Genomic DNA, 23,686 nt, shown 5'->3' with positions numbered 1-23,686 from the left:
ATTAATCAATTTCTTCGTAATCTACATATTCTCCTACCTTTTTATTTGAAGTTGTTCTTTGAGGCACTTTATCTATGGACACTTCACCTTCTTTATTATTTTCTTGCTTAGGTTGTTGGTATTGCCCAAATTGACTACCAAAACGCTCTTCAGCTTTTTTAGCAACATATTTCATTAATAAAGGCGCAAATAATCTAGATAGAATTTTCATTCCGTAATAGATTAATAGGATGATTAAAATAACCCTTAAAACGCCCGTTATAGATGCATACTGTAGCATAGATATAGTTTTATACAAAAATACAAATCTACATATTTAAAATCTGAAATAAATACTTAAAAAAAATATAAAATCTATATATTTGGTTCCATTTAGTTGGCATGAAGTACATGCTATGTATATTATTGTAATAACTTAAAAAGAAGTTGTTATACTAAAGAAGCTCCATTTAAACACCTTTTCATATGAAGTCTTTAAAAACCTATGTATTCCTTTTTGCTATAATTTTTACTACAAAGGGCTATTCTCAATATACCGAAGTAATAAATTCCAACAGACCTGGAGTTTCTCAAAGTGCTTTTTCTGTTGGTACAAATGTGGTTCAATTTGAAGTTGGCCCTTATCTTTTAAAAGAGAAGCATCAACTTCTAAGTAGAGATGACAAAAGCTATGGGGCTGATTTCGCCTTACGATACGGTTTGTTGTTTCCACAGTTAGAATTGAATTTTGAAGGAACTTATCAATCAACAAAAAGATCATATACCAACACAGTTCCAAATGAAGAAAACTTTAGCAACTTTAAAACTTTAACCTTAGGAGCAAAATATTTGGTTTATGATCCATTTAAAAATGCTCAAGAGGAAAAACCTAATTTATACAGTTGGAAAGCTAACCACAGCTTTAAATGGAAAGATTTAATTCCAGCTGTGGCAGTTTATGTTGGAGCAAATTTTGACACGAAAGACAATCCGTATACCGCTGCAGGTATTGAAGGCTTTAGTCCTAAAGTTATGATTTCTACACAAAACAATTTTAAGGGTGGTTGGGTATTTGTCATGAACTTTATAAAAGATAGAATTGGCACAGACCAATCTGACTTTTCGTTTATATTAACCTTAACAAAATCAATACAAGACCAGTGGGCTGTTTTTGCGGAATCTGAAAATATTAGTAGCGATTTTTACGCAGATAATTTAATTCGTGTAGGAGGAGCATATTTATGGACTAAGAACTTGCAAGTTGATGCAGCAGCAACTTTTAACACAAAGGACACACCTTCTGTTTTCGGTCTTGCTGTTGGCGCTTCCTACCGATTGGACTTCCATGTAGACAAAATGGAAAAGGATGGCACTTCAGCAGAAGAAGAGTTGGAAAGACGAGAAAACAAAGCGCGTGGAGAAGAAAAAAAGAAAAGAAAAAAAGAAACTATAGATTTTGATAACTAAATTGATGTTTTTAGACTAATGATTACACTTAAAGAAGTTAAAAATAAAAAGGAATTAAAACAATTTGTAACCTTTCCTTTTCAATTATATAAAAACTCGAAATACTGGGTACCTCCTATTATTTCTGATGAAATTGCCACCTTGAGTTCTGATAAAAATCCAGCATTTTTACATGCCGATGCACATTTCTTTTTAGCTTATAAAAACGGTGAAATTGTAGGAAGAGTTGCAGCTATTTTAAATTGGACAGAAATTAACACGCAACATGTCAAGAAAATGCGCTTTGGTTGGTTTGATACCATCGATGATATTTCCGTGTCTAAAGCCTTGTTAGATAAGGTTACAGAAATTGGAAAATCAAATAATTTAGATTTTGTTGAAGGTCCGGTTGGTTTTTCCAATTTAGACAAAAATGGCGCCTTGACCTTCGGTTTCGATCATATAGGTACTATGGCAACTTGGTACAACCATCCGTATTATATCACACACTTTGAAGAACTTGGTTATTTACCTGAAAAAGAATACATAGAAAGTAAATTCCCTTTTGGCACCATACCTGTTGACCGTTTTACAAGAGTAAATGAAATAATTACCAAACGTTTCAAATTAAGACCTAGCAAGTTTACTAAAACAAAAGAGATTGTTCCACACATTGATAGCATGTTCGAACTATTCAATAAATCGTATGCCAAGCTATCTACTTTTGTTCCTGTATCCGATGAGCAAAAAGAATATTTTAAAGAAAAATTCATCAATTTCATCAATCCAGAATACATCAAGTTTGTATTTGATGAAAACGACAACATGGTGGCATTTTCTATAGTACTCCCTTCATTTTCGGAGGCTCTTCAAGAAGTAAACGGAAAATTATTCCCCTTTGGATTTTTAAAATTATTGAAAGCCAAAAAGAATAGTAAAACGGTATTATTCTATTTAATTGGAGTAGAACCTCATTATCAAAACAAAGGCGTTACTGCCATTATTTTTAATGAGTTTTATAGCACGTTTAAGAAAAACAAAATTGAAACTTGTATTCGACTACCAGAATTAGTCGATAATTTAGCTTCTCAGCAAATTTGGAAAGATTTTGATTGTGAAATTATTAAACGACGAAAAACCTTTAGAAAAGAATTGAAATAAAAAAATCCGATAGTTTAAACTATCGGATTTTTTAATCATATTAAGAATAAATTTTATTTATCCATGGCTGCTGTTACAGCTGCTGAAAGTCTTTTGTATGTACCATTTACCAATCTTTCTCTAATAGCATCGAAAGCATCTAGGGTTTCTGTTACATCTTCTAACGTATGAGTTGCCGTAGGTATTAATCGTAATAAGATTAATCCTTTAGGAATTACTGGATACACCACTATAGAACAGAAAATTCCATAATTCTCTCTTAAATCTCTTACTAAAGCCATAGCTTCAGGGATACTTCCTTCAAGATAAACTGGTGTTACACAGCTTTGGGTTGTACCAATATCAAAACCTCTTTCTTTTAATCCAGACTGTAAAGCATTGGTGTTTTCCCAAAGTTTATTTTTTAATTCTGGCATGGTTTTAAGCATATCTAAACGCTTTAAAGCACCAACTACTAATTGCATTTGCAAAGATTTCGCAAACATTTGCGAACGCAAGTTGTACTTTAAGTAATCGATTATTTCTTTATCGGCTGCAATAAAAGCTCCAGTACTTGCTAGTGATTTGGCGAAAGTTGCAAAGTAAACATCAATACCATCTTGAACCCCTTGCTCTTCTCCTGCTCCAGCACCCGTTTTACCTAAAGTTCCAAAACCGTGAGCATCGTCTACTAAAAATCTAAAGTTAAATTTCTTTTTAAGTTCAACAATTTCTTTTAAACGTCCTTGTTCACCACGCATTCCAAACACACCTTCAGAAATAACTAAAATACCTCCTCCAGTTTGCTCAGCCATTTTTGTAGCTCTTTCTAAGTTTTTCTCTAAACTTTCAATATCGTTATGCTTATAGGTAAAACGTTTTCCCATATGTAAACGCACACCATCAATGATACATGCATGAGCATCTACATCATAAACAATAATATCATCCTTCCCTACTAAAGCGTCAATAGTTGACACCATTCCTTGATACCCAAAATTCAACAAATAAGCAGCTTCTTTGTTTACGAAAGCAGCTAATTCTTGTTGTAATTTCTCGTGTAAATCAGTATGTCCAGACATCATTCTAGCGCCCATTGGGTAAGCCGATCCATAAGCAGCACCTGCTTCTGCATCTGTTTTCCTAACCTCTGGATGGTTTGCTAAACCTAAATAATCGTTGATGCTCCAAGTAATTACATCTTTTCCTTGAAACTTCATTCTGTTTGAGATTTGACCTTCCAACTTAGGAAATACAAAATAACCTTCAGCTTGAGAAGCCCATTTTCCTAATGGTCCTTTATCTCTGTAAATTTTATCGAATAAGTCTTTCATATAAGCTTTTAATCATAATTTTATAGCGCAAAATTAAAGATTTAAATGCTTAATACATAATCTTTTTTCACCCTATTGTTAACAAAAACATGTTACTAAATTTAGTAACATGCTATTAATTGTATTATTTTATATATTGAATACTTTCAGTAGCTTCTTCGGGTTCGTGAAGGCTATCAAAAAAGCCTTGTTCATTCATCCAAGAATCACTGTAAATTTTACTCATGTATCTAGACCCATGATCTGGAAATACAACAACTATGTTAGAATTTTCGTCAAAGCACTCTTCTTCATTTAGTTGTTTTACGGCCTGCATAGCAGCTCCTGAGGTATAACCAACAAACAAACCTTCTGTTCTTGCTATTTCTCTTGCCGTATGAGCACTTTCCTCATCTGTAACTTTTACAAACTCGTCTATAACATCAAAATCGGTGGCAGTAGGAATTAAGTTTTTCCCTAAACCTTCAATTCTATATGGGTATATTTCTTTTTCATCAAACTCTTTAGTTTCATGATATTTTTTAATAACAGAACCATAAGCATCTACTCCAATAATTTTAATATCAGGATTTTGCTCCTTTAGATATTTTCCAATTCCAGAAATAGTTCCTCCAGTTCCACTACAAGCTACCAAATGCGTAATTTTACCTTCCGTTTGATTCCAGATTTCTGGTCCTGTTGAATGATAATGTGCATCTATATTTAATTGGCTAAAATATTGATTAATATATACCGAGCCTTCATTTTCTTCGTGTAAACGCTTAGCTACTTGGTAATACGATCTTGGATCGTCTGCTTTTACATGTGCAGGGCAAACATAAACTTGTGCACCCATAGATTTTAACATGTCTATTTTATCGGCAGAAGACTTAGAACTAACAGCCAGAATACACTTGTACCCCTTAATAATACTTACCATAGCTATACTAAAGCCTGTATTACCCGAAGTTGTTTCAACAATTGTACTTCCTGGTTTTAAAATCCCCTTTCTTTCTGCTTCCTCTATAATATAAAGAGCAATTCGATCTTTAGAAGAATGTCCTGGATTAAAAGCCTCTACTTTAGCGAAGTAGTTTCCTTTTAATGAAGAAGTTATTTTATTCAGTTTAATTAGTGGCGTATTCCCCACTAATTCTAAAACATTATTAAATACTTTTTTATTTTTTTCCATACATGATATTTTACAGCAACTGAAAAAAATTCAGAAACCTAAAACCTTGCAAAAATACATAATTTTTTTTTACTAACAAGGGATTCCTTCTAAATCCAGTATAAATGCATACTCCAAAGCTACCTCTTTTAAGCTTTCAAAACGTCCGGAAGCCCCACCATGACCTGTATCCATATCGGTATAAAGCAATAGTTTATTTGAGTCTGTTTTATACTCCCTTAGCTTAGCAACCCATTTGGCAGGCTCCCAATATTGCACTTGCGAATCGTGCAAACCGGTAGTTACCAACATATTCGGGTAATCTTGTTTTTTAATATTATCGTATGGTGAATAGGCTTTCATATAGTTATAATATGCCTCGTCATTTGGGTTACCCCATTCATCATACTCGCCCGTAGTTAGTGGAATTGTATCATCTAGCATGGTTGTTAACACATCTACAAATGGTACAATAGCCAAAACGCCTTTATATAATTCCGGATTGAGATTGACCACCACTCCCATTAAAAGTCCTCCTGCCGAACCTCCATAGGCGTATAAATGATCTTTTGAAGTATAATTATTAGCAATTAAATGCTTTGAACAATCTATATAATCGTAGTAGGTATTCATTTTGGACATAAGCTTCCCATTTTCATACCATTCGCGACCTAAATATTCGCCTCCTCTAATATGTGCAATAGCATAAACAAAGCCTCTATCCAATAGACTTAATCTTACCGTTGAAAAATATGGATCTATAGTAGAACCATACGATCCGTATGCATATAAAAGTAGTGGATTACCTGTTTCCTTTTTTAAATCTTTTCTATACACTAAAGAAACTGGTACTTTTTCACCATCGCGAGCACGAACCCATATTCGTTCGGAGGTATAATTTTCTTTCTTAAAGTTTTTATCTAATACTTCCTGTTCTTTTTTAAGATCATGAACTTTTGTCCCAAAATTGTAATCAATAACCGAACTAGGTGTCGTTAATGAATTAAAGGTGTAACGTAAAAAATTACTATTAAAATCCGGATTGTTTCCTATATATGCTGTGTAAGTTTCACTATCAAAAGGAATGTAATAATCTTCGTTCCCGTGCCAACTTATAATTCTAAGTTTATTTAAACCTTGTTCTCTTTCGTTAACAACTAAATAATCCTTAAAAATTTCAATATCTTCTAGTAAGACGTCATTTCTATGTGGCAATAAATCTTTCCAAAATTTACTTTCAGTTTCTGTTTCTTTCGTTTTTTGAAGTTTAAAGTTTGTAGCGCCATCTTTATTGGTTAGGATATAAAAATGGTCTTCATAGTGCTCTATTGAATACTCTAAATTCCTTTCTCTTTCACTAAAAATTTTAAACTCGTTGTTTGGTGTGTCTGAATCTAGAATTCTATATTCTGAAGTTAAAGTACTTGAAGATCCTATTACAATATATTTTCTAGATTTTGTTTTGTAAACGAAGGTATTGAAAGTCTCATCGGTTTCATGATATATTTCTATATCGTCTTTCACACTGGTATGAAGCTTATGTTTAAAAATTTTATACGACCTTAAGGTTACTTTATCCTTTCGTGTATAAAAAAGAGTCAAATTGTCGTTTGCCCAAGTAACACTTCCTGTAGTATTTAAAATTTTCTCAGGATAAATTTCTCCGGTAACTAAGTTTTTTATTTGAATTTTATATTGTCTCCTACTAACGGTATCTGTAGAAAAGGCGGCCAAAGTATTATCTGGACTTATTGCAATGCTTCCTAAGCTGAAATAAGCATGGTTTTTCGCCATTTCATTACAATCAAACAACAACTCTTCTGGAGCGTCTAGTGTTTCCTTTTTTCTAGAATAAATAGGATAATCCTTGCCTTTTTCAAATTTGGTTATATACCAATAACCATTTAGTTTATATGGAACAGATTGATCGTCTTCTTTTATTCTTGACTTCATTTCCTCAAACAACTGCTCTTGAAGCTTTTCAGTATGTTTCATCACACTTTTTGTATAGTCATTTTCGGCATGTAAATAATCTAAAACCTCTTGATCATCTCTGTTATTTAACCAATAATAATTATCCACTCGTGCATCATTATGTGCAACAAGTTTTTCTGGAATTTTCTTAGCTTTTGGTGGGAGTATATTGTTATTCACAAGTGAAATTTTTTACTGAATTTATGCTGTCAAAAATATGAAAATTAAATAGCTTTGCATTCAAATTAATAAATTATAAATTATGTTTGGAGATCTTATGGGAATGATGGGTAAGTTAAAAGAAACCCAGAAAAAAGTTGAAGATACTAAAAAACGCTTGGACACAGTTTTAGTAGATGAAAAAAGCAACGACGATAAATTAAAAATAACCTTAACTGCTAACAGAAAAATTAAATCTATTAGTATAGACGATAGTTTATTACAAGACAAAGAAGAATTAGAAGATTACCTAATATTAACTTTGAACAAAGCCATTGAAAAAGCCACTCAAATTAATGATGCTGAATTAGCGGCTGTAGCAAAAGATGGCATGCCAAATATTCCAGGAATGGATATGTTTAAATAATTTTAAACTATTAGATTTAGCATTATTTTATTACCTAATAAAAAAAAAAGCATCAGATTTACTGATGCTTTTTTTTTTTAAATATTCACCCTTTTTAAAATTGTTAGGAAGGCGTCATGCATATTATCTGTATAATCTAAGTGTGTAACTATACGTAATTTCCCTTGTCCCATACCACTTAACCGAATATGATTGTCCTCTAGGAATTTTAAAAACTTCGATTCGTCTGTTTTTTGATGGAGTTCGAAAATAATGATATTGGTTTCCACCGGTTCCACTTTTTTAACAAAGGACAAACTATTTAAAACCTGACCGATTTCCTTCGCTCTTAGGTGATCTTCAGCTAAACGCTCAATATTATGATCCAAAGCGTACAATCCGGCAGCAGCTAAATATCCAACTTGCCTCATGCCACCGCCTAGAATTTTCCTTATTCTAATGGCATTTTGCATAATTTTTTCATCTCCAATTAAAACAGATCCAATAGGACACCCTAAACCTTTACTTAAACACACAGAAATAGTATCGAAAACCCGCCCGTAATCTTTTGCAACTTCTTCCCTTTCTACTAAGGCATTCCAAATACGCGCACCATCTAAATGGAACCCTAAATTGTGTGAGTTGCAAACAGATTTTATTTTTTTAAGTTCTTGAAAATCCCAACAAGCTCCTCCACCTCTATTCGCTGTATTTTCCACTTCAACCAAAGTTGTTAACGGACTATGATAAAAATCTGGGGGATTAATAGCTTCAACAACCTGTTCTGCAGTAAACATACCCCGAGTTCCTTGAAGTAATTTACAAGAAACCCCACTATTAAAAGATGCTCCTCCACCCTCATAATTATAAATATGTGCATCTTTATCACAAATAACTTGATCACCCGGATTTGTGTGCAATTTTATTGCGGTTTGATTTGCCATAGTTCCGGTTGGAAAAAACAAGGCTTTTGGTTTTCCAAACATGGTGGCTAGACGCTCTTCAAGCTCGTTCACTGTTGGGTCTTCTTTATAAACATCGTCACCAACTTTTGCTTGCAACATCGCTTCCAACATCGCTTTGGTTGGTTTGGTAACTGTGTCGCTTCTTAAATCTATTTTCATTTAGGAAATATTAAGGTATAAAACTATAAAATTAAATCAAGTTAAATTTTATCAGCCAATTTTTAATTTTACTTTTGTGAAAACAATATTTTTAATATGATTACTTCAGATCAAATAAAAGATCTTAATAAGCGTCTAAGTTCGCTTAGACAATATCTTTGACATAGATGCCAAACTTATAGAAATCCAAAACGAAGAAGAACAGACTTTTTCTCCTACTTTCTGGAACGATTCAACGGCTGCTGAGCTTGTTATGAAATCGCTTAGAAACAAAAAAAAATGGGTTGAAGACTACCAAAAGGCAAAATTACTAATAGAAGAACTTGAAATTACCTATGAGTATTATAAAGAAGGGGAATCCAGCCTTGATGAAGTAGAAAAAATCGTAGATTTAGTTACAAATCTTATTGAAGATTTAGAGTTTAAAAATATGCTTTCTGAAGAAGGTGATAGTTTAAGCGCTGTTCTTCAAATTACAGCTGGAGCTGGTGGTACTGAAAGCTGCGATTGGGCAAGTATGCTTATGCGTATGTATTTAATGTATGCAGAACACAGTGGCTTTAAGGTAAAAGAGCTCAACTATCAAGAAGGTGATGTTGCAGGAATAAAAACAGTAACCCTTGAAATTGAAGGCGATTATGCCTTTGGATGGTTAAAAGGAGAAAATGGGGTTCATAGATTGGTGCGAATATCACCTTTTGACAGCAATGCAAAGCGCCATACAAGTTTTGCTTCTGTTTATGTATACCCTTTGGTTGACGACACTATTGAAATTGAGATTAACCCTGCCGATATTGAAATTACCACCGCGAGATCTAGTGGTGCTGGTGGACAGAACGTAAATAAAGTAGAGACGAAGGTTCAACTTTTCCATAAGCCTACGGGAATACAGATTTCTTGTTCAGAAACACGATCGCAACACGATAATAGATCTCGAGCTATGCAAATGTTAAAATCTCAGTTATACGAAATTGAATTAAACAAGCAATTAGCTCAACGAGAAGACATTGAAGCTGACAAAATGAAAATTGAGTGGGGAAGCCAAATAAGAAATTATGTGATGCACCCCTATAAATTAGTTAAAGACGTTCGCTCAGGACATGAAACCGGAAATGTAGACGATGTTATGGATGGACACATAGAACCTTTTTTAAAAGCCTATTTAATGATGATGGGGCAAAAAACAGAAGATAACGAAACCTTATAATTATGATTAAAATATATCACAATCCGCGATGCAGTAAGTCTAGGGCTGGCTTAGAACTTGTAGAAAAGTCTGGTAAAGAGTTCGAAATCATTGAATACTTGAAAAACACGCCTTCAAAGGACGAGTTAAAAGACGTACTGGGTCTTTTAAACATAAAAGCTGAAGATTTAATTAGAAAAAACGAAGCTGATTGGAAAGACAACTTTAAAGACAAAGACTTAACTGAAGATCAACTCATTGAAGCCATGGTTAAGTTTCCAAAACTTATAGAAAGACCTATCGTAATTAATGGAAAAAAAGCTGTAATTGGAAGACCTCCTGAAAACATTTCAGAAATTCTATAATTTGGTAAAAAAAGCTTTGAAACCATCGAATTTCAAAGCTTTTTTATTTAACAAACTTTTAACCAAACGCCACTAAACCATATTCTATTTTTGCAGTCTTATTAAGCAAAAATACAATCATGAATAAATTTTTATTAGCTTCTTTCTTTATTGTTTTATCTATTTTCACTGCCCAAGCGCAAAGAGATGTAACTATAACAGGACAAGTTATTGAACAAAACACAGGCCAACCGTTAGAATATGCTACGGTTGCATTTTTTAGCAAAACCGAAAACAGAATTGTTACTGGTGGAATTACTACTGAAAAAGGTGAATTCAGTATTCCAGTAGCTCCCGGAACGTACGATATCTCAATCGAATTTATTTCGTTCAAAAAACAAATCATTCCAAATCAAACACTTTCGAAATCTAAAAACATTGGTGTTATTCATTTAGAAGCTGATACTGAAGCTTTAGATGAAATAGAAATTATTGCTGAAAAAACTACAGTTCAAATAAAATTAGACAAAAAAATATATAACGTTGGTCAAGACCTTACCGTTCGTGGTGGAACTGTTAGTGATGTCTTAGACAACATCCCATCGGTTTCGGTAGATGTTGAAGGAAACGTTGCTTTAAGAGGTAATGAAAACGTAAAGATTCTTATTAATGGAAAACCTTCAGGTTTAGTAGGGATCAATTCAACCGATGCTTTACGTCAGTTACCAGCAGAGTCTATCGAGCGTGTGGAAGTTATCACATCTCCTTCAGCCAGATACGAAGCCGAAGGAACCGCTGGAATTTTAAATATTATTCTACGTAGAAGTAAATTGCAAGGTTTCAATGGTGCCGTAACTCTTAGCGCAGGACACCCTACTTCTGCAGGTATTTCTGGAAACATAAACTATAGAACAGGTGATGTAAATATTTTTAATACTACAAGCTACGACTATAGAGAAGCTCCAGGAAACTCTTCTTCTTATACTCAATATTTTAATAGAAGATATGATGATAACGGCAACTTAATTATTGATAATCCAGATACTTATTTAGATGAGTCCAATGAATACGACCGTATTAGAAAAGGTTTAAGCACAAACTTTGGAATAGAATGGTATATTACCGAGTCTGCTTCCTTAACCGGTTCTGTAGCTTATAGAAGTGGTGATAACGAAAGCAATACCACAAACACATTAATTCAACTTGACGAGAACAGACAGTTTGTTTCTCAAAACAATCGATTCGATCCTGAACAAGAAGACGATAAAGTATTACAGTACTCATTGAACTTCAATAAAGATTTTGATAAAAGTGGTCATAAATTAACCATGGATTTCCAATATGAAGACAATACGGAAGATGAGTTTTCTAAAGTACTTCTTGAAGGAGTAAATACAGAAAGAGTTGCTACACTTGAAGATCAAAGTCGTATTTTATTACAAGCTGACTATGTTTTACCTATAGGTGAAAGAAGCCAGTTTGAAATTGGATACCGAGGAAACTTCAAAAACCAAGATACAGATTATACAGTTGAACTTCTTGATTTAAACACAAACCAATTTGTTGTTAACGATTCGTTAACCAACTTTATGAATTATCGTGAATTTGTAAATGCTGCGTACACACAATTTGGTAGTAAAATAGGAAGTAAATTTTCATATTTACTTGGTTTAAGATTAGAAAGCACACGTATTACCATAGACCAACCTACTAGTGGAGATTATAGCAAAAACGATTATACAGGCCTATTCCCTACTGTTAACTTAAGCTACGAATTAAACGAACAAGAAAATGTAACCTTAGGATATAGTAGAAGACTAAGACGTCCATGGTCGTTCTTTCTTAACCCATTCCCATCTCGTTCTAGTGTAACTAGCGTGTTTAGAGGTAACCCACAATTAGCTCCTAGTTATTCTGGCTTATTCGATTTAGGTTATTACAAGAAATTTGGTAAAGTATCTTTAAACACTTCGGCGTATTACCAACATGCTACAGATGTGTTTACTATGGTAAGTTTTGATACAGGCGTGCCAGTTTACGTAAACGGTCAAGAATTTACAGTTATTGAACGTACACCAATTAACTTAGCCGAAGAAGACAGATATGGCTTTGAATTTACATTATCATATAACCATTCTCGTAAATGGAATGTGAATACCAATTTTAACATTTTCCAACAATCTGTTATCGGAACAGACCCTAATGGCTTGTCGCTTGATAACAAAAGCTCAAGTTGGTTTGCTAGATTAAATAACAAATACACGTTACCTTTAAATATAGAATGGCAAACAAGCTTGAATTATAGAGGTCCATCAGAGGATGCCCAAAACAAAAGAAAAGGTAGTTTTTCTGCAAACATGGCATTTAGTAAAGATATCCTAAACGATAATGCATCTATAGCTTTAAATGTTAGCGATTTATTTAATACTAGAAAACGTATGATGGAAACTACAACATCTACCTTTTATAGTGATTCTGAATTTCAATGGAGAGAACGAAGCATTAACTTATCGTTTACTTATCGATTCAATCAACAAAAGAAACGTCAGCAAAGAACCGGCAACGGTGGTGGCGATGATATGGATTTTCCTGGATAAGGAACATAAATTAACATCATAATAAAAAGGCTATCTATTTAAGATGGCCTTTTTTCATTTCACCAATCACCAGTAAGTTTTTTTAGGAACAAAAGAAATTAAGAAAGCTATGAGTATTTGGATTTAATAAAAGATTTATTTTTAAGGTTCCTTCCCTATAAAATAACAACAAAAAAAACGTCTAGAAATTGCTTTCTAGACGTTTTTATATATTATAAAAAGTAAAACTAATTAACTATTTAATTCACGTTTTGCTTTCTTTTCTTCTTTCATTTCTTTCATACGTTCCATTAATGCTCCTCCAATCCAATAAGGAATTACAAAAGTCATTAAAAATATCATTAACCAAAAACCAATTGTTAGTATGGTTAAAAATGCTAAAAATCCTAAATACTGGTCAAAATCGAACATAACAAAAATCTTTTTTTAGATAACAAGGCAAATATACATGAAATGGAGTTTTTAAACAATAGCTAGTTTAAGATTTATTAACATTCTTGTTAAGATTTTCCCCTAAAGCTTGTTTTTATATAACAAATCCCATTCTACACTATTAGAAACAAGCTAAATAAGTACAATAATCTTTACTAGGTGGTAGCTATATCTTGTTATTCAGAAATGTAGACGTAAGCAACGGATGCTTTCTTACAAATAACAAGCTAAGTACTAATTAAATTAGGGATAAAATTGTAATTTTGTGATTCATTTAATATTTTACTAATCATGACTTTTAGAATAGAAAAAGATACCATGGGCGAGGTTAAAGTGCCTGCAGATAAACTTTGGGGAGCGCAAACTGAACGCTCAAGAAACAACTTTAAAATTGGAGCTTCGGCATCGATGCCCTTAGAAATAATTTACGGTTTTGCCTATTTAAAAAAGGCAGCAGCTTATACCAATTGTGAATTAGGGGTTCTTTCTGAAGAGAAACGCGATTTAATTGCAAAAGTTTGTGATGAAATCCTTGAAGGAAAACACGACGATCAATTTCCATTGGTTATTTGGCAAACTGGGTCAGGAACCCAAAGTAACATGAACGTAAATGAAGTAATTGCCAATAGAGCACATCAATTAGCAGGGAACGTTATTGGTGAAGGTGAAAAAACCATACAACCTAACGACGATGTAAACAAATCTCAATCGTCCAACGACACCTTCCCGACTGGAATGCACATTGCTGCTTATAAGAAAATTATTGAAACCACGATACCTGGAATTATTCAATTAAGAAATACCCTTCATAATAAATCTATAGAATTTAAAAATGTTGTAAAAATTGGTAGAACTCACTTAATGGATGCTACCCCACTAACTTTAGGGCAAGAGTTTTCAGGATATGTATCGCAATTAGATCACGGATTAAAAGCTTTACAAAATACACTTCCTCATTTAGCTGAACTAGCTTTAGGAGGAACAGCTGTTGGAACAGGTTTAAATACACCAGATGGATATGCAGAACTTGTAGCTGAATACATAGCAAAATTTACAAACCTACCATTTGTTACAGCTGAAAATAAATTTGAAGCCTTAGCAGCTCACGACGCATTTGTTGGAACTCATGGTGCCCTAAAACAACTAGCTGTTTCTTTAAACAAAATAGCAAACGACATTAGAATGATGGCTTCAGGACCACGTTCAGGAATTGGAGAGATTATTATTCCTGCCAACGAACCTGGAAGTTCTATTATGCCTGGAAAAGTAAATCCTACGCAATGTGAAGCTTTAACTATGGTTTGCGCGCAAGTTATGGGGAACGATGTAGCTATAACTGTTGGAGGCACTCAAGGTCATTACGAACTGAATGTATTTAAACCGATGATGGCAGCAAACCTGTTACAATCTGCTCAATTATTAGGAGATGCTTGTACAAGTTTTAACGAGCACTGCGCTGCAGGTATAGAACCAAATCATGAGGTAATTAAACAATTATTAAACAACTCTTTAATGTTGGTGACTGCTTTAAATACTAAAATTGGTTATTATAAAGCTGCTGAAATAGCTAATACAGCTCATAAAAATGGAACTACTTTAAAAGAAGAAGCTATTAATTTAGGTTATGTTTCTGCTGAGGACTACGATGCTTGGGTAAGACCTGAAGATATGGTTGGAAAAATAAAATAGTGTTCAAATAAAATGAAATCAATATATTAGCGATAACTAATCAATTATTAAAAATATGAAACATACACTACTTTTATTTATCACTTTAATTTTCACCTGTACAACCATCAAAGCACAAACCACTTTTACAAAAAGTACCATTGATGCAAATACAAGTGCACGACCATATGCTGTAGCTGCATCCGACCTCACCAATGATGGTAATTTAGATCTAGCCATTGGAACATACAATGGCAGCAAAGTAACTTGGTATAAAAACAATGGTGATGCTACCTTCGCTGCAGGGGTTACTCTTACTGTAACAGGGACAGCTGCATTATCGTATATAGAAAGTATTGCGATTGCTGATTTAAATAAGGATGGTCACAATGATATTATTGCTACAGGATCATACAACGATAGATTAGTATGGTTTGAGAACAATGGTGACGAAACCTTTCAACCTGCTGCCCTCATCGCGAATGGAATTGCAGGAGCTGGTGCTGTAAAAGTTGCAAATATTGACAACGATCCAAATGGTAATTTAGATATCATTGTTACAGCATATACTTCAAACTCTGTGGTTTACTTTTTAGGAAATGGTGATGGTACTTTTGATGCTATGCGCACTTTAGCACAAGAAGCTGCAGGAGCGGGCCCTGGCTCATTTGACATTGCAGATTTTGATGGTGACGGCGATTTAGATGTAGTAGTGGGTTATACTGGAAATGGCGAGGTAAAATTATATGACAACAAGTTTATTCAAGACGGTCTTGATGGCACTGGCAATGTTCCATTTGTTGCTTATACAAATAATGTAGACTCAGGAAACGGCTATCTATGGTCTGTGATTTTTGGAGATATTAATAACGACGGAAATCTTGAGATCATACGATCTGATAACAATCCTGGAACCAATCCTAATATAGCGTGGTTTATTAACGACACTAGTGGAACAGATACATCCTTTACTAAAACAACAATTCCAACAAGCATTAAAAGATCTGCAGCGATTGCAGTGGCAGACATCAACTATGATGGAACCAATGACTTAATTGTAGGAAATGGACGAGCTACAGATTTTGACCTCATTTGGTTCGAAGGAAATGGCTCTGGAAGTTTTGGTAGTGAAATTGTTATGGACGATTCAACTTCATCAATTTTCTCTATGGCCGTAGCTGATTTTAATAATGATGGCGGTTTAGATATTGCAGCAATTAGTCACCTCCAAAATGATCTAGTTCTATTTATAAATGATATGAATACGATTAGTATCGAAGATTTCAAAGAAAACGCTCTTAGCATCTACCCGAACCCAACATCAAACAAAATTCAATTCAAAGGTCTGAATTCAGAATCTGAAACTGTATCTGTTTTTGATGTGTTAGGAAAACAAGTTTTAAGTCAAACGTTGCTTCCTAGTGAAGGTTTAGATGTTTCAATCCTTCAAAAAGGCATGTATATTTTAAAACTAGAGAATTCAAATACGAGTTTTAAATTTTTAAAAGAATAGTTTTATTATAACTAATATATTACCAAAGCGCCATCATTTTATTGATGGCGTTTTTTATTATCAGAAAAAAATCCGGAACTTTGAAAAAAACAAAATACTGTGACATTACTAATAAAAAACATCAAAGAACTCCTTCAAGTTAGGGACACAAATATTTCAATAATAAAAGGGAAAGACATGAAAATACTTCCAAGTATTAAAAATGCATACCTTTTAATTGAGCACGATACCATAATAGATTATGGGTCTATGGATGACCTAGGCGACCTTGAAGCTGACAACATTATAGATGCTTCTGGAAAGATGGTACTGCCTACTTGGTGTGATTCACATACTCATATAGTTTATGCTGGAAATAGAGAACAAGAATTTGTAGATAGAATAAATGGCTTAAGCTATGAAGATATAGCCAACCGTGGCGGTGGTATTCTTAACTCGGCTGAAAAACTACAAAATACTAGTGAAGAAGACCTTTATCAGCAATCTGCCCAACGCCTTAAAAACATAATAAAACTTGGAACTGGAGCTGTAGAAATAAAATCTGGATACGGCTTAACTGTAGATGCAGAACTTAAAATGCTAAGGGTTATTAAAAGACTGAAAAAAGAATTTCCTGTAAAAGTAAGAGCGACACTTTTGGCCGCACACGCTGTTCCAAAGGAGTTTAAAGATAATAAAACAGGTTTTGTAGATTTAATAATAAATAAAATGATTCCTGAGGTTGCCAAGGAAAAGCTAGCAACTTATATTGATGTATTCTGTGAAAAGGGATATTTTGACCTAGAGGATACGGAACGTATTTTAAAAGCAGGAACGGAACATGGCTTAATTCCTAAAATCCATGTCAATCAATTCAATGCCTTTGGAGGTATTGAAGTTGGCGTAAAACACCAAGCTCTTTCTGTGGATCACTTAGAATTGCTAAATCCTGAAGACATAGAAGTATTGAAGGGTAGTAACACCATTCCTGTAGCTTTACCATCTTGTTCTTATTTTTTAAGTATTCCATACACACCTGGACGACAACTAATAGATGCCGGACTTCCATTGGCCTTAGCAACAGATTATAATCCTGGTTCCACTCCAAGTGGAAATATGAACTTTGTTATAAGTACAGCTTGTATTAAAATGAAGTTAACTCCTGAAGAAGCCATTAATGCAGCCACTTTAAATGGTGCTTATGCTATGGGAATAGAAAATATGTACGGAAGTATTACCAAAGGAAAAAAAGCAAACATTATTATTACAAAAGAAGTTCCTAGTTACGGGTTTCTACCCTATGCTTTTGGAGACAATCATTTAGACCAAGTTATTATAAATGGGTTGCCTTACTAAAAAAACTCTTAAATAAAAAACCCGAAAGTTTCAACTTTCGGGTTTTCTGTTTATTAGCTTCAATCGTTTTAGCTAGGTATATTTGCTTTTATTTTAAAGTAAATTCTGTAGTTGATACTAAATCTTTCGCATTAAAAACATTTACTGTATAACGACCTGACTCAAACCCTCCATCATTAGGACTTACAAATTCACAGATATCCAAATTGGCTTTTTCATAATTAAACCTACTAACCAAACTATAATTAAGCGTTTTTTCACCAAACTGAACTTGCTCATTTACACCCAAGGTGTTGTTTTTAGGGTCGATAACTTGAACATATAATTCTTGATCTCCAGCTTGCACCAAATTGTTTTTAGCAACAGTGTAACAGATTCTAATTTTATCTGAACGTCCAGCTCTTTCGGTTGGAACCAACTTACCAGACGACCTTTCAATAACTCCAAATCCTTTTAAACCTACAGTAGATAAAACCGCAGCATTCTCAACAACTTCAGCTAAAGCCGAATTTTGAACCAACAAAGAATCCGTAAACATGGTACGCTCGTCTAAACGAACTCTCGTACTATCAAGTGACGATGCTAACAAAGAGTTTTCTATTTTTAGTCTATCATTTTCAGTTAACAAAGCATTCATTTCTTTTTGAAGAGATAAATATTTTGATTTGTAACTCCATAAACTTTTTACATTAGTTTCTGAAATTTTAAGAGAATCCATTAAACCTTGAATACGTGCTTTTGCTTCAACTAATTTCTGATTTGCAGCTTCATTATCGCCAATAACAATATCGTACTGCTTAGCCATATTGCTAAGGTCCTTCATTACTAACTCTTTTTCGGCTGTTAACTGAGCTTCTGTTTCTTTTTTGTCTTTCAATAAGTCAAAAGAGTAAAAAGCTGCTCCAAGAAATAGCACTAAAGCAATTCCTAATGCTACTTTTAATCCTGTATTATTACTATTTTCCATTTGTGTTTGTGTTTCTTGTTATTAAATTAGTTTTGATTTAGTTTAAATTGTTTAAAAAATGTAATTTTAGCTTCTTAAATAGGTCATCTTATTATGGATAATAATCTTATTATTTTCAACACTAGCAAATTAAAAAAACTTTTAAATAAAAGGCCCGGTGAATCCAAGTTCGGAGAACATATAAAAACACTAAACGACATTTCTAATATATACGAAGAACTTAAAGCTTTAGACGTTGAGTATGTAATTCTCGGACTACCTGAAGATGTAGGGGTTTTCGCTAATTACGGAAACATAGGCACTTCAGATGCTTGGGAAGCCTCCATTAAAGTTTTGTTAAATATACAAAGTAATGTGTTTACTCATGCAGATAAGGTACTTATTTTAGGACATCTTAATTTTGAGAAGGTTTTAGAAAAATTATCAAAACTTGATCAAAATAAAACAAAAGACATCGAGAAGGCTAGAAAATTAGTTTCTAAAATTGATGCTGAAGTATCAAATTGTATTTATCAAATAATAAAAGCAGGTAAAAAACCAATAATCATTGGAGGTGGACACAACAATGCCTATGGAAATATAAAAGGGTCCTCATTAGCTTTAAACACGAGAATAAACGTTGTTAACTTTGATGCTCATTCCGATTTTAGAAAAGAAGAAGGCAGGCATAGTGGAAACGGTTTTAAATATGCTTATTCTGAAGGGTTTTTAAAGAAATATTTCATTTTTGGTCTTCATGAAAATTACACGTCAACAGACATTTTTAAAACTTTAGATGAAAATAAAAATATAGCCTACAACACCTTCGAAGAAATAAGCATTAGAAAAAACCTAAGCTTTCAGGGGGAAATGTCGCGAGCCTTAAAACATATTTCAGAAAACTTCTTTGGAATAGAAATAGATTGTGATGCCATCCAAAACACACCAAGTAGTGCTATGACTCCAAGTGGTTTTTCTGTAAATAAAGCTAGACAGTTTGTTTCCTATTTTGGTCAAGATAAGAACGCCACTTATTTACACATTTGCGAAGCCGCTCCTACTCCACAAACTGAAACTCAGGTTGGAAAATTAATTAGCTATTTAATAACCGATTTTATTAGAGCCAATGCAAATAGAGATCATTCCGTTTAATCCTAGCTATTCAAAAGATTTTTATGCTTTAAATATGGAGTGGCTAAAGCTTCATTTTTCAGTAGAACCCTTTGATGAGGAAGTATTAAATAATCCCAAAAAATATATTATAAACAAAGGTGGTTTTATATTTTTTGTTTTGTTAAACAAACAAGCAGTTGGTACAGTAGCACTCATGCCTATAGTAGACGAAGGGACTTTTGAACTCACTAAAATGGCTGTTTCTCCTGAATATCGTGGATATAAAATAGGGCAAAAACTAATGCAACATTGTTTGGATTTCGCCAAAGAGCAACAGTTTAAAAGACTGGTACTCTATTCTAGCAGAAAATTGGAAAATGCCATATATATTTACAAAAAGTATGGATTTGTTGAAACTCCTTTAGAAGCCAATTGCGCTTACACTAGAAGTGATATTAAAATGGAATATCCTTTATAAAAAAGACGCTTTATAAAAATAAAACGCCCTTTATAACAAATGGATATTATATTTATTTAAGCAACTACACTTAAGCTATCTTTAACTTTATTGTTTGCTGAATTCAGTTCGAATTGATTTGCCGTATTTTTTTCACCTCCAGCTTTTAGTGCTTTGTCGCCAGCAAAAAAGGTTTTGTGTGCATCACCTATATCAGAACCAGCCATCCGTTGGTGCTTTACACAGGAAACTCCTTTACGTATTTCTTGTCTCTGAACTTCCTTAACATAAGCTAACATGCCTTGATCACCAAAATATCCTTCTGTAAGATTATTCATATTTAATGCCGTCGTATGATAGGTAGGCAAAGTAATTAAGTGATGAAAAATTCCAGCATCTCTTGCTCCATCTATTTGGAAGGTTCTAATTTTATCATCAGCCAGCTTACAAAGTTCAGAACCATCATACTTAGCATCCATTAAATTGTTTTTATCATAATTAGACAAATCTTTTCCTAAGGTTAACATTTCGTCATATACTTGATTTCGGAAATTCAATGTCCAATTAAATGACGGTGAATTATTATAAACCAATTTAGCATTTGGTACAACTTCTTTAACTCTATTGACCATATGGGCTATTTGTTTCACATTAGGAGTTGGAGTTTCAATCCATAAAAGATCTGCTCCATGCTGAAGACTAGTAATACAGTCTAATACAACACGATCTATATTGGAACCTTCTTTAAACTTATATAAGCCATTGGCTAATCTAACGGGGCGAACTAACTGCCCATTTCTTTTAAGTAGCACGTCATCTTCTTTGGCTTCATTAACAGTTATTTCTTCTGCTTCAACAAAAGATAAATATTGAGAAGCTAAATCCCCTGGCTCTTGACTAACAGGAAGTTTCTGGGTTAAACCAGCCCCTTCAGAATCGGTTCTTGCAACAATAATCCCATCTTCTACACCTAGTTCCAAAAACGCATATCTAATAGCATTTAATTTAGCTATATAATCTTCATGTGGCACGGTAACTTTACCATCCTGATGTCCACATTGTTTAGCATCTGAAACTTGATTTTCAATCTGAATCGCACAAGCGCCAGCCTCAATCATTTTCTTCGTTAACAAATAAGTAGCTTCTTCATTTCCAAACCCAGCATCTATATCTGCAATTATCGGAACTATATGAGTTTCAAAATTATCTATTTGATTTTGCACATCTTCACCATTTTCTAGCCTCTTAAACAAATCATTTAATTCAATGGCATCAGCTTGACGTAAGAAATCGTAAATTTCTTTTATTAAAGCCGGAACTGCTGTTTTTTCATGCATGGATTGGTCTGGCAATGGTCCGAATTCCGAACGTAATGCTGCTACCATCCAACCTGAAAGATATAAGTATTTTTTAGCCGTAGTTTTGTGATGTTTTTTTACAGCAATCATTTTTTGCTGAGCCACAAAACCATGCCAACAACCTAGTGATTGCGTATAATTTGATGAATCTGCATCGTATTCCGCCATATCTTTCCGCATGATAGCTGCCGTATATTTTGCGATGTCTAAGCCCGTTTTAAAACGGTTTTGGGTAACCATTCTAGCGGCATTTTCAGGATTTATTGCATCCCATGTTTTTCCGTACTTTTCTTTAAGACTTCTTACAGTCTGCAAGGCAGAGCTATAATTTGATTCTGCTAAATTTTTCATACTTTTGTGTTTGGTTATTAAATGTTAATAATGGAATCCTGTTGAGTGTTCGAGCATTCGCAGGATTTTTTTTACAGATATTCGTAAGCTGACTCGGTTAAAAACTCTTCGAATTCGTCGGATATAACCAACTTATCAAATAATTTTATAGCCAGGTGGAATTTGGTTTTTTCAATATTTTGTGGACCAATTTGTGTTAGTATTTTTTCAACTTCATCTTCAAAAATGGATGTATATAACTCTGTGTTAAATTTTCTGCCATCCTCTAAAAGCACTTCATTTTTAAGCCATTGCCAAATTTGTGTTCTTGATATTTCGGCAGTAGCAGCATCTTCCATTAAATTATAAAGAGCAACAGCCCCATAACCACGAAGCCAAGCTTCTAGATAAAGAATAGCTACATTAATATTTTTTCTAATCCCTTCTTCTGTAATTGTTCCAATGGGTAATTCAAGCAAATTTTCTTGAATAACTTGAACATCATCTCTCTTAACGTGTAATTGGTTTTGTGTAGGCATATGTTTATCGAATTCTTGCATGGCTACTTCTATTAAAGCTGGATGTGCTACCCAGGTTCCATCATGACCATTCTTTACTTCTCGTTCCTTATCAACCCTAACTTTTTCTAAAGCTATAATATTTGCATACTCATCATTTTTAATTGGAATTTGCGCCGCCATACCACCAATAGCGTGTATTCCTCTTTTATGGCAACGCTGAATTACTAATTTTGAATAAGCATCCATAAAGGGAGATGACATGGTTACTTGATCTCTATTTGGAACTATGAAATTGGGGTGATTTCTAAATTTCTTGATATATGAAAAAATATAATCCCAACGTCCACAATTTAAACCTACTATATGATCTTTTAACTCGAATATTATTTCATCTAATTGAAAACTAGCTGTAATAGTTTCAACCAAAACAGTTGCTTTAAAAGTTCCACTTGGTATTTTCAAATAGTCTTGGGCAAATTCAAAAACTTGGTTCCACCAACGTGCTTCTAAGTAATGTTCTAATTTTGGAAGATAAAAATATGGCGCTGTACCATTTTTTTGAAGTGTTTTAGTGTTATGAAACACGTACAAACCGAAATCCAATAAACTTCCGGACACTTCACTACTACCAATTAAAATATGTTTATCATTTAAATGCAAACCTCTTGGACGAACCAATAAAACAGCTGTTTTAGCTTTAAGTTGATATTCTTTCATCTTATCCTTGTTCGTAAACGATATCTTTTTTTCAACCGCATCCTTTAAGTTTTGCTGACCATCCATAATGTTTTTCCAGGATGGTGCTGTACTATCCTCAAAATCAGCCATAAATGTTTTTGCTCCAGAATTTAGAGCATTAATAACCATTTTCCTTTCTACGGGACCAGTTATCTCTACTCGTCTATCCAATAAATCTTTTGGAATTGGACCAGTACTCCAATTCGATTCTCTAACATGTTTCGTTTCTGTTGGAAAATCCGGTAAAACACCTTTATCAAAAATACTTTGCTGTTTTTTTCTAGTCTCTAACAATTCTAACCGGCTGTCATTAAATTTATCATGTAAAGCTTTGATAAACTTTAAAGCCTCCTTTGTTAAAATCTCTGGATAAAATTCGGTTACTATACTTGAGAATTGAAGTTTTTCCTGAAGTAATACTGTGTTTTCCATGCTG

The 23,686-nt window shown here is 33.5% G+C and carries 20 protein-coding genes; 11 read left to right on the top strand and 9 right to left on the bottom strand.

The annotated features are described in order from the left end of the window. Position 1: 1 nt before the first annotated feature. Positions 2–280 (bottom strand): DUF4834 family protein, encoded by a 279-nt coding sequence (locus tag VKY41_RS10085; protein WP_500814328.1) that lies wholly within the window; start codon positions 278–280, stop codon positions 2–4. 185 nt (positions 281–465) lie between these two features. On the opposite strand from VKY41_RS10085, the gene VKY41_RS10080 reads away from it, so the two are divergent. After that, positions 466–1,446, top strand: coding sequence for a transporter (locus VKY41_RS10080; protein WP_500814327.1), 981 nt, complete (start codon positions 466–468; stop codon positions 1,444–1,446). 18 nt (positions 1,447–1,464) lie between these two features. Beyond that, on the top strand, positions 1,465–2,586 hold the full coding sequence (locus VKY41_RS10075) for a GTP cyclohydrolase (RefSeq protein ID WP_500814326.1): 1,122 nt from the start codon (positions 1,465–1,467) through the stop codon (positions 2,584–2,586). A 53-nt stretch (positions 2,587–2,639) separates the two neighbouring features. Here the strand turns inward: VKY41_RS10075 and capB are convergent, their stop codons facing one another. The 3 genes from capB to VKY41_RS10060 form a co-directional block, all read right to left on the bottom strand. Beyond that, on the bottom strand, positions 2,640–3,899 hold the full coding sequence (capB, locus tag VKY41_RS10070) for a cysteate-C-fatty acyltransferase (RefSeq protein WP_500814325.1): 1,260 nt from the start codon (positions 3,897–3,899) through the stop codon (positions 2,640–2,642). Between the two features lie 124 nt (positions 3,900–4,023). Next, a complete protein-coding gene (gene capA, locus VKY41_RS10065) occupies positions 4,024–5,070 on the bottom strand; it encodes a cysteate synthase (RefSeq protein ID WP_500814324.1) in 1,047 nt (348 codons plus the stop codon). A gap of 72 nt (positions 5,071–5,142) precedes the next feature. Next, complete coding sequence (locus tag VKY41_RS10060) at positions 5,143–7,203, bottom strand: S9 family peptidase (RefSeq protein WP_500814323.1); 2,061 nt, start codon at positions 7,201–7,203, stop codon at positions 5,143–5,145. An 82-nt stretch (positions 7,204–7,285) separates the two neighbouring features. On the opposite strand from VKY41_RS10060, the gene VKY41_RS10055 reads away from it, so the two are divergent. Beyond that, positions 7,286–7,609, top strand: coding sequence for a YbaB/EbfC family nucleoid-associated protein (locus tag VKY41_RS10055; protein WP_500814322.1), 324 nt, complete (start codon positions 7,286–7,288; stop codon positions 7,607–7,609). A gap of 77 nt (positions 7,610–7,686) precedes the next feature. On the opposite strand, the gene VKY41_RS10050 is transcribed toward VKY41_RS10055, so the two are convergent. Continuing rightward, positions 7,687–8,712, bottom strand: coding sequence for a threonine aldolase family protein (locus VKY41_RS10050; protein ID WP_500814321.1), 1,026 nt, complete (start codon positions 8,710–8,712; stop codon positions 7,687–7,689). A gap of 96 nt (positions 8,713–8,808) precedes the next feature. Here VKY41_RS10050 and prfB point away from each other — a divergent pair. The 3 genes from prfB (at position 8,809) to VKY41_RS10035 (ending at position 12,839) form a co-directional block, all read left to right on the top strand. Next, positions 8,809–9,919 (top strand): peptide chain release factor 2 gene (gene prfB / locus VKY41_RS10045; RefSeq protein ID WP_500814320.1). Its coding sequence is split into 2 segments (ribosomal slippage): positions 8,809–8,871 and positions 8,873–9,919, totalling 1,110 coding nucleotides; the frame shifts between segments, so codons are not numbered across the junction. 2 nt (positions 9,920–9,921) lie between these two features. Beyond that, entirely contained in the window at positions 9,922–10,263 is a 342-nt protein-coding gene (gene arsC / locus VKY41_RS10040; protein WP_500814319.1) for an arsenate reductase (glutaredoxin), read from the top strand. Between the two features lie 119 nt (positions 10,264–10,382). Next, a complete protein-coding gene (locus VKY41_RS10035; protein ID WP_500814318.1) occupies positions 10,383–12,839 on the top strand; it encodes a TonB-dependent receptor in 2,457 nt (818 codons plus the stop codon). Between the two features lie 231 nt (positions 12,840–13,070). Here the strand turns inward: VKY41_RS10035 and VKY41_RS10030 are convergent, their stop codons facing one another. Beyond that, positions 13,071–13,250 (bottom strand): hypothetical protein, encoded by a 180-nt coding sequence (locus VKY41_RS10030; protein WP_500814317.1) that lies wholly within the window; start codon positions 13,248–13,250, stop codon positions 13,071–13,073. Positions 13,251–13,562: 312 nt separating this feature from the next. Between VKY41_RS10030 and fumC the strand changes: the two genes are divergently transcribed. The 3 genes from fumC to hutI all read left to right on the top strand — a co-directional run bounded on the left by fumC (position 13,563) and on the right by hutI (position 17,787). Further along, entirely contained in the window at positions 13,563–14,960 is a 1,398-nt protein-coding gene (gene fumC / locus VKY41_RS10025; RefSeq protein ID WP_500814316.1) for a class II fumarate hydratase, read from the top strand. Positions 14,961–15,015: 55 nt separating this feature from the next. Then, positions 15,016–16,452 (top strand): T9SS type A sorting domain-containing protein, encoded by a 1,437-nt coding sequence (locus VKY41_RS10020; RefSeq protein WP_500814315.1) that lies wholly within the window; start codon positions 15,016–15,018, stop codon positions 16,450–16,452. A gap of 99 nt (positions 16,453–16,551) precedes the next feature. Beyond that, entirely contained in the window at positions 16,552–17,787 is a 1,236-nt protein-coding gene (gene hutI, locus VKY41_RS10015; protein WP_500814314.1) for an imidazolonepropionase, read from the top strand. An 88-nt stretch (positions 17,788–17,875) separates the two neighbouring features. On the opposite strand, the gene VKY41_RS10010 is transcribed toward hutI, so the two are convergent. After that, entirely contained in the window at positions 17,876–18,754 is an 879-nt protein-coding gene (locus tag VKY41_RS10010; RefSeq protein WP_500814313.1) for a DUF8428 domain-containing protein, read from the bottom strand. A gap of 93 nt (positions 18,755–18,847) precedes the next feature. Here VKY41_RS10010 and VKY41_RS10005 point away from each other — a divergent pair, with 93 nt between their 5' ends. Together VKY41_RS10005 and VKY41_RS10000 are read left to right on the top strand one after the other, a co-directional pair. Beyond that, positions 18,848–19,885 carry a formimidoylglutamase gene (locus VKY41_RS10005; RefSeq protein ID WP_500814312.1) on the top strand — a complete coding sequence of 346 codons (1,038 nt, stop codon included), beginning with the start codon at positions 18,848–18,850 and terminating at the stop codon, positions 19,883–19,885. Continuing rightward, on the top strand, positions 19,860–20,324 hold the full coding sequence (locus VKY41_RS10000; RefSeq protein WP_500814311.1) for a GNAT family N-acetyltransferase: 465 nt from the start codon (positions 19,860–19,862) through the stop codon (positions 20,322–20,324). The genes VKY41_RS10005 and VKY41_RS10000 overlap by 26 nt, the downstream gene beginning before the upstream one ends. A 56-nt stretch (positions 20,325–20,380) precedes the next feature. On the opposite strand, the gene VKY41_RS09995 is transcribed toward VKY41_RS10000, so the two are convergent. Together VKY41_RS09995 and aceB are read right to left on the bottom strand one after the other, a co-directional pair. Beyond that, positions 20,381–22,012 (bottom strand): isocitrate lyase, encoded by a 1,632-nt coding sequence (locus VKY41_RS09995; protein ID WP_500814310.1) that lies wholly within the window; start codon positions 22,010–22,012, stop codon positions 20,381–20,383. 71 nt (positions 22,013–22,083) lie between these two features. Then, positions 22,084–23,682: a malate synthase A gene (gene aceB, locus VKY41_RS09990; protein ID WP_500814309.1), complete on the bottom strand. Its 1,599-nt coding sequence runs from the start codon at positions 23,680–23,682 to the stop codon at positions 22,084–22,086. Positions 23,683–23,686 lie beyond the last annotated feature (4 nt).

The organism is Xanthomarina sp. (assembly GCF_035306605.1).
Classification (GTDB): domain Bacteria; phylum Bacteroidota; class Bacteroidia; order Flavobacteriales; family Flavobacteriaceae; genus Xanthomarina.
Note: the sequence above shows the minus strand (reverse complement) of the source record. Positions and strands in the feature narration are given on the sequence as shown.

Excerpts from the sequence above, each read along its gene's own strand:
- aceB (WP_500814309.1), bottom strand. The coding sequence starts at position 23,682 with ATGGAAAACACAGTATTACTTCAGGAAAAACTTCAATTCTCAAGTATA.
- VKY41_RS10085 (WP_500814328.1), bottom strand. The coding sequence starts at position 280 with ATGCTACAGTATGCATCTATAACGGGCGTTTTAAGGGTTATTTTAATC.
- VKY41_RS10055 (WP_500814322.1), top strand. The coding sequence starts at position 7,286 with ATGTTTGGAGATCTTATGGGAATGATGGGTAAGTTAAAAGAAACCCAG.
- arsC (WP_500814319.1), top strand. The coding sequence starts at position 9,922 with ATGATTAAAATATATCACAATCCGCGATGCAGTAAGTCTAGGGCTGGC.
- VKY41_RS10075 (WP_500814326.1), top strand. The coding sequence starts at position 1,465 with ATGATTACACTTAAAGAAGTTAAAAATAAAAAGGAATTAAAACAATTT.
- VKY41_RS09995 (WP_500814310.1), bottom strand. The coding sequence starts at position 22,012 with ATGAAAAATTTAGCAGAATCAAATTATAGCTCTGCCTTGCAGACTGTA.
- VKY41_RS10035 (WP_500814318.1), top strand. The coding sequence starts at position 10,383 with ATGAATAAATTTTTATTAGCTTCTTTCTTTATTGTTTTATCTATTTTC.
- VKY41_RS10020 (WP_500814315.1), top strand. The coding sequence starts at position 15,016 with ATGAAACATACACTACTTTTATTTATCACTTTAATTTTCACCTGTACA.
- VKY41_RS10030 (WP_500814317.1), bottom strand. The coding sequence starts at position 13,250 with ATGTTCGATTTTGACCAGTATTTAGGATTTTTAGCATTTTTAACCATA.
- VKY41_RS10050 (WP_500814321.1), bottom strand. The coding sequence starts at position 8,712 with ATGAAAATAGATTTAAGAAGCGACACAGTTACCAAACCAACCAAAGCG.
- VKY41_RS10010 (WP_500814313.1), bottom strand. The coding sequence starts at position 18,754 with ATGGAAAATAGTAATAATACAGGATTAAAAGTAGCATTAGGAATTGCT.
- fumC (WP_500814316.1), top strand. The coding sequence starts at position 13,563 with ATGACTTTTAGAATAGAAAAAGATACCATGGGCGAGGTTAAAGTGCCT.
- VKY41_RS10080 (WP_500814327.1), top strand. The coding sequence starts at position 466 with ATGAAGTCTTTAAAAACCTATGTATTCCTTTTTGCTATAATTTTTACT.
- VKY41_RS10005 (WP_500814312.1), top strand. The coding sequence starts at position 18,848 with ATGGATAATAATCTTATTATTTTCAACACTAGCAAATTAAAAAAACTT.
- VKY41_RS10000 (WP_500814311.1), top strand. The coding sequence starts at position 19,860 with ATGCAAATAGAGATCATTCCGTTTAATCCTAGCTATTCAAAAGATTTT.
- capB (WP_500814325.1), bottom strand. The coding sequence starts at position 3,899 with ATGAAAGACTTATTCGATAAAATTTACAGAGATAAAGGACCATTAGGA.
- capA (WP_500814324.1), bottom strand. The coding sequence starts at position 5,070 with ATGGAAAAAAATAAAAAAGTATTTAATAATGTTTTAGAATTAGTGGGG.